The sequence below is a fragment of the Acinetobacter beijerinckii CIP 110307 genome (genome assembly GCF_000369005.1).
GTDB lineage: Bacteria > Pseudomonadota > Gammaproteobacteria > Pseudomonadales > Moraxellaceae > Acinetobacter > Acinetobacter beijerinckii.
The window spans coordinates 857,246-871,243 of the sequence record NZ_KB849765.1 but is presented as its reverse complement, the minus strand read 5'-3'; the positions used below and the strand labels follow the sequence as shown (position 1 = coordinate 871,243).

Annotated in this window: 16 protein-coding genes; 2 read left to right on the top strand and 14 right to left on the bottom strand. The window is 37.4% G+C overall.

What is annotated here, in order from left to right:
* Nucleotides 1-30: 30 nt before the first annotated feature.
* From F933_RS09650 to guaA, 11 genes are all read right to left on the bottom strand, one after another.
* Nucleotides 31-684, bottom strand: coding sequence for a glutathione S-transferase family protein (locus F933_RS09650; protein WP_034710699.1), 654 nt, complete (start codon nucleotides 682-684; stop codon nucleotides 31-33).
* Nucleotides 685-780: 96 nt separating this feature from the next.
* Nucleotides 781-1,179: an OsmC family protein gene (locus F933_RS09645; protein WP_005060744.1), complete on the bottom strand. Its 399-nt coding sequence runs from the start codon at nucleotides 1,177-1,179 to the stop codon at nucleotides 781-783.
* Entirely contained in the window at nucleotides 1,176-2,123 is a 948-nt protein-coding gene (locus F933_RS09640) for a pirin family protein (RefSeq protein WP_005060742.1), read from the bottom strand. Before F933_RS09640 ends, F933_RS09645 begins: the two co-directional genes overlap by 4 nt.
* Nucleotides 2,124-2,291: 168 nt before the next feature.
* The gene (locus tag F933_RS09635) at nucleotides 2,292-2,561 is read right to left on the bottom strand and encodes a DUF2798 domain-containing protein (RefSeq protein ID WP_155757861.1); all 270 of its coding nucleotides are present in this window, start codon (nucleotides 2,559-2,561) and stop codon (nucleotides 2,292-2,294) included.
* 17 nt (nucleotides 2,562-2,578) lie between these two features.
* Nucleotides 2,579-2,875, bottom strand: coding sequence for a DUF3861 domain-containing protein (locus F933_RS09630; protein ID WP_005055551.1), 297 nt, complete (start codon nucleotides 2,873-2,875; stop codon nucleotides 2,579-2,581).
* Nucleotides 2,876-2,895: 20 nt separating this feature from the next.
* Nucleotides 2,896-3,285, bottom strand: coding sequence for a Fur family transcriptional regulator (locus F933_RS09625; RefSeq protein WP_005060736.1), 390 nt, complete (start codon nucleotides 3,283-3,285; stop codon nucleotides 2,896-2,898).
* A gap of 13 nt (nucleotides 3,286-3,298) precedes the next feature.
* Nucleotides 3,299-3,814: a PadR family transcriptional regulator gene (locus tag F933_RS09620; protein WP_005060733.1), complete on the bottom strand. Its 516-nt coding sequence runs from the start codon at nucleotides 3,812-3,814 to the stop codon at nucleotides 3,299-3,301.
* Between the two features lie 299 nt (nucleotides 3,815-4,113).
* Complete coding sequence (locus tag F933_RS09615; protein ID WP_034710966.1) at nucleotides 4,114-4,605, bottom strand: flavin reductase; 492 nt, start codon at nucleotides 4,603-4,605, stop codon at nucleotides 4,114-4,116.
* 180 nt (nucleotides 4,606-4,785) lie between these two features.
* Nucleotides 4,786-5,814, bottom strand: coding sequence for a methionine synthase (locus F933_RS09610; RefSeq protein WP_005060728.1), 1,029 nt, complete (start codon nucleotides 5,812-5,814; stop codon nucleotides 4,786-4,788).
* A gap of 27 nt (nucleotides 5,815-5,841) precedes the next feature.
* Nucleotides 5,842-6,843, bottom strand: a complete 1,002-nt coding sequence (locus F933_RS09605) for a DUF1852 domain-containing protein (protein ID WP_005060726.1) — start codon at nucleotides 6,841-6,843, stop codon at nucleotides 5,842-5,844.
* 1,359 nt (nucleotides 6,844-8,202) lie between these two features.
* Nucleotides 8,203-9,771: a glutamine-hydrolyzing GMP synthase gene (gene guaA / locus F933_RS09600; RefSeq protein ID WP_005060724.1), complete on the bottom strand. Its 1,569-nt coding sequence runs from the start codon at nucleotides 9,769-9,771 to the stop codon at nucleotides 8,203-8,205.
* Between the two features lie 443 nt (nucleotides 9,772-10,214).
* On the opposite strand from guaA, the gene F933_RS09595 reads away from it, so the two are divergent.
* A complete protein-coding gene (locus F933_RS09595; protein ID WP_171065796.1) occupies nucleotides 10,215-11,441 on the top strand; it encodes a DUF445 family protein in 1,227 nt (408 codons plus the stop codon).
* A gap of 49 nt (nucleotides 11,442-11,490) precedes the next feature.
* Here F933_RS09595 and F933_RS09590 read toward each other — a convergent pair whose 3' ends face one another.
* Nucleotides 11,491-11,859, bottom strand: a complete 369-nt coding sequence (locus F933_RS09590; protein ID WP_005060720.1) for a NirD/YgiW/YdeI family stress tolerance protein — start codon at nucleotides 11,857-11,859, stop codon at nucleotides 11,491-11,493.
* Between the two features lie 143 nt (nucleotides 11,860-12,002).
* Entirely contained in the window at nucleotides 12,003-12,425 is a 423-nt protein-coding gene (locus F933_RS09585) for a DoxX family protein (RefSeq protein WP_005060717.1), read from the bottom strand.
* Nucleotides 12,426-12,660: 235 nt separating this feature from the next.
* Between F933_RS09585 and F933_RS09580 the strand changes: the two genes are divergently transcribed.
* A complete protein-coding gene (locus tag F933_RS09580) occupies nucleotides 12,661-13,296 on the top strand; it encodes a DedA family protein (protein ID WP_005055536.1) in 636 nt (211 codons plus the stop codon).
* A 10-nt stretch (nucleotides 13,297-13,306) separates the two neighbouring features.
* On the opposite strand, the gene F933_RS09575 is transcribed toward F933_RS09580, so the two are convergent.
* The gene (locus F933_RS09575) at nucleotides 13,307-13,897 is read right to left on the bottom strand and encodes a LysE family translocator (protein ID WP_034710691.1); all 591 of its coding nucleotides are present in this window, start codon (nucleotides 13,895-13,897) and stop codon (nucleotides 13,307-13,309) included.
* Between the last annotated feature and the right edge of the window lie 101 nt (nucleotides 13,898-13,998).

The window sequence follows — 13,998 nt, the reverse complement described above, 5'->3', positions numbered from 1 at the left end:
AAATCGTTCCTTTTTATTTTTGCTTGGATATTAAGAACACTCAGAATCCAAACTTTTTTGTTCCGCACGCTGAAAAGCTGCTCGCTCCTGAACACGTTGTACAAAAGCTTGTATATTCGGATATTTACCATGTAAACGTTTTTGCAAGGCAATCAATGGGAATGCCATTTGAATATCGGCAAATGAAAAATCACCTGCAAAATAATCATTTTCAGATAAGAACTGCTCTAAATAAAGGATATGCTCTTTAACACGAGGACGAATAAATCCACCTTTTATGCCATCAGTAATCTTTTCAGCAATTGGACGAATCACCCAAGGCACATGTTTACTTACATTGTTGATGACTAGAGTCATCACCAATAACGGCATTAAAGAACCTTCTGCATAATGCATCCAGTAAGCATATTGTCTTTGATCTTTAGCTTGCTGAGGTTTAAATTGCTGAAGCGCATCATACTGCTGTTGCAGATAATCCAAGATCACAGCGGACTCGGCAATCACATCATCCTCATCCACTAATATTGGCGCTTTGCCTAATGGATGGATTTGTTTGAGACTTTCAGGAGCTGCGTAACTGGGCGACCTTTGATAATACTCAACTTGGTAGTCCATACCAAGCTCCTCTAATGCCCACAGTATTCGAAACGAACGTGAGCATTGCAGATAATGTAAGGTAATCATTTGTGTGCCTGCTTTGTGCTACGCAACTGCTGCTTCAATCCCTCTAACAGTTGCGTTTAGAATTATGTTTTGCCCAAGCACAATAGCATTATCACCTTAAAGAATCACCGTCTGAATGTCTAAACTGCGTAACAAAGTTTTAGTAACTGGTGTCTTACTACAGACATTAAGAAGTTTTTCTTTTAAGTCTTGTGAAATCGGTTGTACAAATATTACCCGACGCTCTATTCGTTCCTGTTGTTCTCGATTGGTATGAAAATCGACTTCAACACTAAACTCACCCAAGTCGATTTCTTTATGTTGTGCATACATTCGTAAGGTAATCATGGTGCATGAGGCCAAACTGCTTGTCAGAAAATCATAAGGTGCTGGTCCCGTATCATGACCACCAAAAGATTCTGGTTTATCTGTCAAAAATTGGTGTGTTCCACTGCTAACCTCACCTTTCCAAGGTTCAGCCAAAGTCAAAACTTTCGCACTTGCAATAATACTCATTTCGACGCCCTCATCTGCTCTGGTAATACTGGTGCTTCTAAGCGCTTGCCTTGATAATCTGGAATTTCACCAAAACGAGTTGAATGATTGATCCAATCTTCACGTGCTTGATCTAAATCTTCACGCGTTCTTCCAACAAAATTCCACCAAAGTAAAATAGGTGATTCAAACGGTTCTCCACCGATCAGAAGTACTCTATTAGCAGAATTGATTTCAACCTCAATCTCAGTCAATCCAGTTTCTAGCACCACCATATTATCGGCATTTAATTCATGACCGTTTACACGTGCTGTGCCTTCAAGCGCCATAAATGCATATTCAAATTTTGGGTTGAGTGGAATACGAGTTTTGGTATCAGCTTGAGCTGTGAGGTCTACGCCTAATAACGGAGTATGCACTTGAACTGGAGAAACTGTATCTAAGAAATCACCCACGAGCACGGTGAATTCAACCTGATCTTTGACCACAGTTGGCAGCTCTGGATAATGCTGAAAATCAGGCTGCATATCGCGCTTGTCATCAGGCAGAGCAATCCAAAGTTGTGCAGCATGCATTTTGGTTTCAGTATCAGGCGCAACTTCAGTATGTGAAATACCATGACCCGCAGTCATTAAATTCACTTGTTTTGGTCGAATCAGTTGTTTTGAACCTAGGCTATCGGTATGCATCATGGTGCCTTCAATCATCCATGTAAACGTTTGCAAACCAATATGCGGATGAGGTCCCACATCCAAGCCATCACCAGCAGGAAAACTGACTGGACCAGCATGGTCAAGAAAACACCACGCACCCACTAAGCGTTTTTGTCGACTCGGTAAAGCACGCTTAATGATCGTTCCTTTACCAATCTCCGCAGATCGAATCGTAAAATCTTGAATAAATTGATTAATATAAGTTTCACAATCTTTTGAATCAGAAATATCGTAATCGTTATTATTGCTCATGATGTCGCTCTCTTTACCTATGCTATTGCAATGAGTTGTTTTATTGATCTTATCAACAGAAATATGAATCAATATAGTCTTTTAGTAATACGCAGAGTGTTATCAATGAGACAATCTTTATTCAAACTTATCTTTCTGACCTCCTGCCCATAGAAGGGCTCCACATTGTCATGAATGAGTTTGCATATCAACAATACATCCAGTTAAACGTCTTACAATTGGCAATAAAAACAAAACCAATGGATAAGCAATCAGCCAAGAGAACATCCATACTGCTGACCATTTACTTAAAAATGCTGGAATGAAGCCAATACTCATCCACATATTAATCAATGACAAAGCGCCACTCATAAAAAAGGACAGAATTAAGGGCAATATCCAAGCTGCATATTTTGCAGGTAGTTTCTTTATAAATCGTTTTTTATCCATTAAATTCATATCGTTTAAATTCGGCACTATTTCTTTACCTGTTGCTTTAAATGTTTCATAAATTGACCGAACTGCGGCAGAAATTCCTCAAATAAAGGATGATCTCGATTTTCCAGCATGACCTCACTAAATAATTTAAGTCCAACCGCAAATGATTTAGTGGTTTGATCATCAAATAAAGCTGCTTTCTTCAACCGTTCAACGATCTCAAAAATATCATCATGATTACCTGTATAAAATTCTAATCGCTCGCTGTAATTAGACACTTGCCCTTGCGCATCTTTTAAATGCTGCAAGGTGACATGATATTGATGTTGTTTCATCTAGTTACTCCAAAAACGTTTTAAGTACTTTCTTTGATTTCAATCTGCATAAGATCAATCTGAAACTGATTAAACACCGCTTCTAAGGACTGTAAAAATCGCCCCTGCTTTGCCTTGGTCAAGTCTGCACAGTAAATTTGTAGCAATTGATTCTTGCTCATATTGGGGAGATTAAATTTGGTTTCAGCACGATGAAATTGATAACTCACCAATAATCCTGCTAGAACCAAATCAATCACAACTCGATACACTGTTGGCAAACTTAATTGCTGCTTTTGTAAATTTAAGCGTTGGTAAATTTGCTTAACAGTAAGATCTGCTTTCTGTTGAGTGAGCAAAGATAAAACCGCAATGCGAGGATGCGTCTCACGCAAACCAGCCTGTTTATTTTTTTGTTTGAGCTCTGGCATACTGACTCCCAATTCATAACCGACCTATTGCTATCGCAGCTTGATCAATCTTTTCAGCGATTTGGTGAATCTGTTGTTGCGATAAATCCGAGACATTCAATTTTAAACGCAATGCTGTTTTGAGATTTTCCATCGCACGATGAATATCAATCAAATCGTCATTATTATGAATTTCTCGTTTCACTCGCAGCTTTTCCAATAAAGCGCTTAGCATCTCTTTTTGCTCAAGCAAATAAGCCTCACCATATTCCGTGATTTGGTATTGCTTGCGTTCAGTATTAATAAGAGCAATACAGTTCATTTCTTCTAAACTGGTGAGTGTTGGATAGATCGTCCCTGCACTTGGGGTATAGCCATCACCCACAAGATCACTAATTTCTTTAATAATTTCATAACCATGCTTTGGCCTTTGCTGGATTAAATGCAAAACCAATAGTTTCATCCGTCCAGATTCAAACAATCGCCCACGACGACCTGTTCGTTGGTGAGTGTCACGTTCATTTTCATGATGATTGAAGTGATGTCTCATTTTTATTTTTCGCAATTGCTTAATTTATGCGTATAAAGATATATCTTAATAAATCTTTAATCAAGTTAAGATATTATTTTTGTTTTATTCAATTGATATTCAATGGATTATTTATTAAAAAGATATATCTTAAAATATTAAATAAAAAATGAGCTAAAAAGCTCATCATATTATGTTGATCTAAAAATGTATAAATGATTGAAAATTATATTTTTATAAAATTATTGATTTAATGATTCTTAACCATATTGATCAAATGGCATAAGCTGTTCAGAACTTATTTCTGTAATGAAAAAGCTTTAGGCAGTTTCTGTTTGTCCCACCTGATGATAAGCACGATTAAAATAAACCAAACTTTGGTCATGCTGACTGCGTTGAATCGCCACAATAGGACAAATAAAAATAGTATGTGTTCCAACTTCTTGGATTTGTTCAATCTCGCAATCAAAACTTACCAAAGCATCATCCAAAACAGGAGCACCTGTTTCCAACTCTGTCCAAATGCCATGTTTAAAACGCTCTTCTGGCATTAATTTAGACGAAAATACTTTCGAAATATGTTCATGATGTGCGCCTAAAACATTCACAGTTAAAATTTGATTTTCGACAAAATGTGCATGTGAACTCGATGCTTTATTCATACAAACCAATAATGTTGGCGGTGAATCCGTCACACTACATACTGCGGATGCAGTAAATCCATAACGACCTGATAAACCTGTAGTCGTCACAACACTCACGGCACTGGTCAAAAAAGACATCGCATTTTTAAAGTCTGTTGATTCAATCATCATTGAGTTCCTGCAATTGAGCCGTGCTTTTAACTGAGCTAGACCATTCGATTTGTACAGATAAATATTTGATTTAAATAAATACTGAGTGAAGTGATATGTGCTTTTAATCAAGTCCAAAATTGCCGATTCAATCAAATAAAATCGGCAATCTATTACATATTAAGATTTCGATGCATATTAAGCAGAAAGTTCTCTACGCACAATGGCTGCACCAGCACTTAATGCATTGAGTTTACCTCGTGCGACTTCACGCGCTAAAGGTGCCATACCGCAGTTGGTCGATGGATAGAGCTTGTCAGCATCAACGAACTGGAGTGCTTTGCGTAAGGTATCAGCAACTTCTTCAGGCGTTTCAATATTATTGGTTGCTACATCAATCGCACCGACCATCACTTTTTTACCTCGGATCAATTCAATCAGATCCATGGGTACACGAGAGTTTTGGCATTCTAACGAAATAATATCAATCTTCGATTTTTGCAGCTTAGGGAAGGCTTCTTCATATTGACGCCATTCTGAACCCAAAGTCTTTTTCCAATCGGTATTGGCTTTGATGCCATAACCATAACAAATATGGACAGCGGTTTCACATTTAAGCCCTTCAAGTGCACGCTCTAAAGTCGCAACGCCCCAATCATTTACTTCATCGAAGAAGACATTAAATGCTGGCTCATCAAACTGGATGATATCTACACCTGCGGCTTCTAACTCTCTTGCTTCTTGATTAAGAATTTTGGCAAATTCCCAAGCCAGTTTTTCACGGCTTTTGTAATGACCATCATAAAGTGTATCAATCATTGTCATTGGACCTGGTAACGCCCATTTAATCGGTTGCGTGGTTTGTTGACGCAAAAACTTAGCATCTTCAACAAAAACAGGTTTTTGACGACTCACTGCACCTACAACTGACGGTACACTTGCATCATAACGATCACGGATTCGTACGGTTTCACGTTTTTCAAAATCAACACCATCAAGGTGTTCGATAAAAGTGGTGACAAAATGCTGACGGGTTTGCTCCCCATCGCTAACGATGTCAATGCCTGCATGCTGCTGTTCTTGCAATGACAAACGTAACGCATCTTGTTTGCCGTGGATCAGCTCTTCATCTTGCAATTTCCAAGGTGACCAAAGCTTTTCTGGTTCTGCAAGCCAAGATGGTTTTGGTAAGCTGCCAGCTGTTGAAGTCGGTAATAATATTTTCATTTTCAATCATCTTCTCAATAGGAATAGTTATACGGCAACGCAGTTTTGATCAGCGTAGCCCTTCGCCCACTGCTCAAGAATATTCTGATAGGGTTTGATAAACTGCTCTTCAACAAATTTGCCTTGTTCAATCGCCAGTCGGCTTCGCTCTTCTCGGTCATATACAATGCGAGTCAGTGAATAATCTTGGTTCTTCAAACTCGGTTGATAAGACGTTCCTGCAGCAGAGTTAGCGTTGTAAATCTCAGGGCGATAAATCTTTTGGAAGCTCTCCATCGTACTGATCGTACTGATCAACTCGAGGTTAGTGTAATCACTTAATAAATCACCTGAGAAATAGAAAGCCAAAGGCGCAACACTATTTGGCGGCATAAAGTAACGAACTTTTAAGCCCATTTTTTGGAAATACTCATCCGTTAAAGAGTATTCATCTTGGAGATACTCGACACCCAAAACTGGATGTTGATTCTCGCTACGGCGATAAACTTTACTGCTCGAAACACTGAGGCAGATCACAGGCTGTTTTTTGAAGTTTTCTTTGTATGTATCTGAGTTAATAAAGCTCTTAAATAAGTTGCCATGTAGATCACCAAAATTTTCTGGTGTTTTAAATTCAGACTGATTTTTATTATGATCAAGCAATAACACACTAAAATCATAATCACGTACGTAAGAAGAAAAATTATTCCCGACAATGCCTTCAATGCGCTGATTGGTTTTTTTATCAACAATGTTGGTTTTTAATATTTCAATCAAAGGCAATGCGTTTGTATTGCTTTCAGCATCAATTTTCATTTCAACGGAAATAATTTCAAGTTCGACAGAATAGCGATCGCTATTTGGGTTATCCCAATGTGCCAAAGTATTGAAACGATTGTCGATCATTTTTAAAGTATTGCGCAAATTCTCTTGACGACTTTCGCCTCTAGCCAAATTCGCAAAGTTGGTGGTAATGCGAGTATTGTCTGAAGGGCGATAGTCTTCATCGAAACGAATACTCTTTATCGTAAATTTAAATTCTTTACTCATTGATCTGACACCCTAATTTCCGTGATAAATCTAATTTCTTTATGATGTGATTTATACCTGATTCACAACATGAATAAAAATGATTTAGTTTCATAGAAAAGTGAGTGAAATTCATCTTTGTAAATTTATTATTTATTAACAATGATTTGTGTAAAGATGGAGCTGCTTAGATTTGTGATTACGGGTGTAATTAAAGATATTTCTTGGCGCCAAACAACTCGATAATGTCATGCAAGTGACCAAGTTTGAGATGCCTGAAATTAAAATCGCATTAAAAAATGAATTAATGGTGATGTATGGATCTTTCATAGACTTTGGGATAGTTCCAGAGTATTAGCTTTATTCAAAGAAGTGGTGAGATGTAGGGATTTATAGCAAGGCACACTTACGCAAACCCACTTCCTAAGTTTCAAGCATAAAGTAGAATGTTAATAATGACAGAGTCGATTTAGTCTGAAAAAGGTGATCAAAAAATATTGGCAGTAAATTTTGATATTTATAAATTTTGTGAAAAACAGAATCTTAATCTTTCCGAGTTTTATATAGAGGGATTAAAAGCAGCAGTAACTCATACTTATGAGAAAGGCTGTTTTCCTGTAGTTTATGAAATTTATAAATACTCCACTCTCCTATGTTAATATATGTATTGATGCTTCTTGTCAAAATGTAAAAGAATGAGAGATTTATATAATTAATAAATATTTCAATAGCTTAAATATATAATTTAAGTTGTCTGATGATAAAAATACATGGTAGCCAAGCTTTGTCTCTTTATGATTTATAAAGGAAGTACCAGAATCAAATTACTCTTTAAAAATAGGATTTTTACATGTTAAATATAATTTTTTTTAGTATTCTGTCTGGTATATTATCTTCCATAGTCTCCATCTTTTTTACAGAAAAAATAACAAATATATTTTTTAATAAAAAAGCTCCTTCTGAAAATTACATAATGCTTTCAAAATCATTCTACATTTTGGTGTTTATGTGCTTTTCAATTTCTTTCTCTATTTTTATAAGAAAAGTATATCCCATGTATTTTGAAGAAAGCTTAAGGCATGTTTTTATAAAGGGATACTTCTCAACCTATTTTATAATTTTTCTCATGTTTGCTTTTCGAAACGATGCCTAATATTCTATGATATAAATTCAACTTACTTGATAAAATTAATTCTACTGATACGACTTAAAAACTATATATTCTGTTTGAACCCACTTAATTTTATAACCAACCTTTTAATAAATAAAAAAACCGACTTTTCCAAGTCGGCTTTCCTTGATTTTTAGAAATCTTTACTGCCTCGAGCACAGCTCTTGGCGCAATTCAGGCAAGAAGCTTCGCTTCTTGAAATCCCTGAATTATTCCCATTCAATCGTTGCTGGTGGCTTAGATGACACGTCATACACAACACGTGAAACATCTTTGATTTCATTCATGATACGGGTTGAGATTTTATCAACTAAGTCGTATGGCAAGTGAGCAAAACGCGCTGTCATAAAGTCAACGGTTTCAACTGCACGAAGTGCAATCACCCATGCATAACGACGACCATCACCTACCACACCGACTGATTTTACAGGTTGGAATACAGCGAATGCTTGAGCCGTTTTGTCATACCAACCACTTGCACGAAGCTCTTGCATAAAGATGTCATCCGCAAGACGCAGAATGTCTGCATATTCTTTTTTCACTTCACCCAAGATACGCACGCCCAAACCTGGACCTGGGAATGGATGACGGTAAATCATGCTATGCGGTAAACCTAAAGTTGTACCCAATTTACGTACTTCATCTTTAAACAAGTCACGTAACGGCTCTACCAATTCAAACTCTAAATCATCAGGTAAACCACCCACATTGTGGTGTGATTTGATCACGTGCGCTTTACCTTGTTTGCTTGCAGCAGATTCGATCACATCTGGATAAATCGTACCTTGTGCAAGGAAGTTAACACCATCTAATTTACGTGCTTCTTCTGCAAATACTTCAATAAACTCACGACCAATGATTTTACGTTTTTTCTCAGGATCAACTTCACCTGCTAACGCAGTTAAGAAACGTTGTTCTGCATCTGCACGAATCACACGGATACCCATGTTATCTGCAAACATTTGCATCACTTGATCACCTTCGTTTAAACGAAGTAAACCATTATCTACAAATACACACGTCAGTTGATCACCGATCGCTTTATGCAAAAGCGCAGCAACAACAGATGAATCAACACCACCTGATAAACCTAAAAGAACTTTTTGATCACCGATTTGTTGGCGCAATTGTTCTACACGTAAATCAATAATGTGTTCAGGTGTCCAAAGACCACGACAACCACAAATTTGATGTACAAAGTTAGAAAGAAGTTCTGCACCTTTAGCTGTATGCGTTACTTCAGGATGAAACTGAACACCATAGAAACGGCGAGTTTCATCACTTACCGCAGCAAACGGACAGCTTGGTGTACTTGCAGTTACTTTGAAACCTTCAGGAATCGCGCTGACTTTATCGCCATGACTCATCCAAACATGCAGTTGGTTTTCACGGTCTTGTAAGTTACCAATTAATTTATCACGAACTAAAATATCAACTTCTGCATAGCCAAACTCATGTACTGTACCCGGCTCAACCTTACCGCCAAGTTGCTCAGACATGGTTTGTAAACCATAACAGATACCTAAAACTGGTACACCTAATTCAAATACGATCTGAGGTGCACGTGGACTCCCCTCTTCATGTACGCTCTCAGGGCCACCTGATAAAATAATCCCGTTAGGATTAAACGCTCGAATATCTTCTTCAGACATATCGAATGCATACATTTCAGAGTAGACACCTGCTTCACGCACACGACGTGCAATGAGCTGGCTATATTGAGAGCCGAAATCCAAAATAAGGATGCGATCTTCAGTAATTTGAGTATTGGTCGTCATGGCTAATCAGAATGGCAAGAGAATTAAGCGCCACATTCTAACATTTTTCACGCTTTGACGCATCGCAATTCATCATCTATCTTATTTTTTAGATGTGCTTGTAAATTGACACTGATATTTAAACTAAAATTTCATAAAGTCATTGCCAATAGAGAGAGTTAAATCAACAATTCTTGCCGATTCTGCTCAACACAAAGCAAAAATTGGTGCTAAGATGATAAAGCGAAATTTTGCTTTACCATGGAAAGGTATTCAATCAGCATCATCGCTTGCGTTTTATGCGATCGCGATATCCTTAAAAAAAGGGTAACTAAAAATTTATTAAAGCCTAAAGATATTGGCAAATTGCCGATATCCTAAAAAATTTTCACTATCATCTATGGCTTGCCGTATTACGAGCAACAATTAGGACTTGAAGGACCAATAAAATAATGTTTCAAGAAATGATTGCGGATTTTCAACAGAATTTCTGGTTATATATTTCAATCCCGTTTATTAGTGGTTTTATTGGTTATATAACCAAAGTCATTGCCATTCAAATGATGTTTGCCCCACTTGAATTTAAAGGCTTACGATTATTTGGATTACCACTCGGTTGGCAAGGGATTGTTCCACGTAAAGCGGAAAAAATGGCAACGACAGCTGTTGAGCTGATGACCTCAAAGCTGATCAAACCTGAAGAAATTTTTGCACGACTCGATCCCAAACGTATTGCCAAAGAAATTGAAAAACCTCTCATGGCTGCTGCCGAAGATATTACCCGTGAAGTTGCGCAACAATATCAACCGGGTTTATGGGAAGGTATGCCTGAATTTGCCCGTCAAAAATTAATTAAACGAGTTCAGACTAAAGCGCCTGAAATTGTTGAACATATTATGAGTGAAGTACAAAAAGATGTGACCAAGTACTTCGATATTAAGCATATGGTGGTCAACAATTTACTTAAAGATAAACGTCTTCTGAACGAAATCTTTAAAAAAGTGGGTAAACAAGAATTTAAATTTTTCAGTAACGTGGGTTTCGTCTTTGGTTTTGCAATCGGCGTTGTACAAATGCTGTGTTGGATCGTGACCCAAGGTAAATATCCGTGGATGTTGCCAATGTTTGGTGGATTTGTCGGCTTTTTCAGTGACTGGATGGCTTTACAAATGATGTTCAGACCGTTGTACCCAAAAAAGATTCTGGGTTATACATGGCAAGGTCTTTTCATTAAACGTCAAAATGAAGTTGCCGCAGATTACGCTGCATTAATCTCAAAACAATTACTCACCTCTCGCAATATGATGGAAGAGCTTTTTTCTGGCACACATTCAGATAAAGTCATTGAATTGGTCAGCCGTCAAGTTAAACAAGAAATTGATTTACAAGCTGGTATTGTTCGTCCATTGGTGGTTTATGCCATTGGTGGTGAAAAGTATCAAAACCTAAAAGCAGAAGTAGCTGAACGTATTTTAAAACAACTACCCGATACCATGCGCTATGTCGAATCTTATGCAGAAGATGCGATGAATGTACGCAACACCTTGGTAGAGCGTATGCAAAAGCTGAGCCCTGAAGAATTTGAAGGAATGCTTCGCCCTGCTTTTAAAGAAGATGAATGGTCATTGATTATTGTCGGTGCAGTGCTAGGTTTCCTCGTAGGGGAAATGCAAATTCACTTTATGCTTTAAAACTATATAGGCTATAAAAAAGGAAGCTTCAGCTTCCTTTTTTATTTGCTTAATGGACAATTTTTTCAATGCTAATCACTTCAATATCTGTTGGTTTATAGCGATGCGTGTCCACCTCACCCACTAAGCGAACATGGTCGCCGACCTTTAAAGCAGCTTTACGCCAAATATCATCATCAATCTCAACACTAATCACACCACTTTTATCTTTAAACTCGTAGTGATCACTTTTTAGGTGCTTTGTAATTTGACCAGTGAGCGTCACGCCTGTTTCATCTGCCAATTTCGTAGCCTGAGCAACACTCACAATATTTTTCGCTGCTTCTTGCACAATGACATGATCGTCTTTACCAGCCCATGTGAATGTCGATAAACCCGCTAATATGGCAAAACCACAGCTTAAAATCGTTTTCTTCATTGTCATCTCCTAAATTATGCATTTATGAAGATCTAAACAGAAATTCAAAGCGATGTCGGCTTCTATTTGTAATCAAACGATTTCTTTCACTATCTCTTAAATCGCATCACCCCGTTGGTTACGGGGTGTGCATGGTATGCGTGTTATTTTTCGATTGCGTGATCAAGGCTGAGACGACCCGCGCCATGTAACATCAAATAAAATAATCCACCCGACATTGCTAAATTTTTCATAAAGTTAATTTGTTGAGATTGATCATCTGCGCCATGAAAAATAAACGCCGTGATAATACTAAAAACGCCCAAGCCAAATGCTGCAAAGCGTGCTTGGAAACCAAATAACAATGCCAAACCACCACCAAATTCAACTAAAATAGTCAGCGGTAAAAGTGCAGCAGGGACACCCATTGACTCCATATAGCCTGCCGTTGCTCCATAAGCCGTCAGCTTACCCCAGCCTGCAATAATGAAAATATAAGCCATTAGGATACGAGCGATCAGTGTCACCGTATTCTCTACACCTGACTGAGTGACGATATTTTTTACAACAACATTTGGATTTAACATGATTGTTTTACTCTGTTTGTTTTTTAACATAAGAACAGTGTATGTATCTTTTATATTGCAATAAACATCAAATTAGTGAATGCATTGTTCTATATTTGCAACAAAAACCATGAATTTCTGTTTATTTTTTACTTATCACGCTTCGATCGCTGTTACTAATTAATTTGCTTTTTATACTGACATTCTATAACCGCACTGCTAGGATTTAGCTCAAATTTATACTGTTAAAAGTTTCATGGAACTGATTGATTTTATTCTGCACGTTGACGAACATCTTTTAGAATTTATCAAAAACTATGGTGTATGGATATATGCCATTTTGTTTTTAATTATCTTTGTTGAAACCGGTCTGGTCGTCATGCCATTTTTGCCAGGCGACAGTTTGCTTTTCGCTGCGGGTGCTTTGGCTGCTTCAACTGGAGCGATGGACCCATGGTTATTGGGTATACTGCTATTTATTGCGGCGGTATTGGGCGATACCTTGAATTATCATATTGGTCGTTATATTGGCCCGCGTGTTTTTGAAACCAATTCTCGCTTCATCAATAAAAAACATTTACTTCAAACACAGCAATTTTTTGAGCGTCATGGTGGTAAAACCATTATTTTTGCTCGCTTTGTTCCTTTTGCACGAACCTTTGCACCTTTTGTTGCGGGTGCTGGCAGCATGAATTATAAGTATTTTTTAACCTATAATGTCGTCGGTGCGTTCTGTTGGATTGCATCATTTATTACATTAGGTTATTTGTTTGGAAACATGCCCATTGTGAAAGATAATTTCACCCACTTAATTTTCGGTATTATTATCATCAGTATTCTACCGGGAATTATTGGCTTTATTCGCCAGAAAATCAAAAGCAATAAAGCTTAAAGTAGTTGTTTTAAAAGAATCGAAAAATCATTGGTAGCATACAAATCATCAGCAACATTGCCGATCCTTTATATAAATGGTCGGCATTAATTCCTATCAGATTTCCTGCTAGTAACGCACGTCCAAAGATCATCCAAAATATAGAAACTGGAATAAGCACAACGGTAAAGACAGCAAATACAAGTATTGAATTTTCGGCAGAATTCCATGTTTCTACGGGAAAAATACCCGCAGCCAACAGTAGCGTTTTTGGATTTTTTAAGGTCGAGATAAACAGCTTAGCCCGACTAATTTGCTGATGGTGTTGATAATGTTTCTGTAAATGCGAGCTTTTCCATAAGTGAAAGGCTAACCACAATACATATGCCACACTACACACATGCAAGATGATATTTAAAGCTGGCCAAATCGGGTCAAATAAATGAATGAACAGTGCCCATAAACCTATGCCATAGACATAACCCAACCATTCAACAGGAATGAATGAGATTGTTTTTAAAACACCTTGTTGATGTGTTGAACTGGCTAATAAAGCATTTGTAGGCCCTGGAATAAGTAACACTGCGATCATCGCCAAAACAAAAAACCAACTCTCAATCATAGATATACCCATTAACCTTACATGGTCGCCACCTTAAACGAATTTAGTGTAGACAAACAAGTTTTATAATTAAGGCTAAACTTTAAAAGATGAAGAAATTA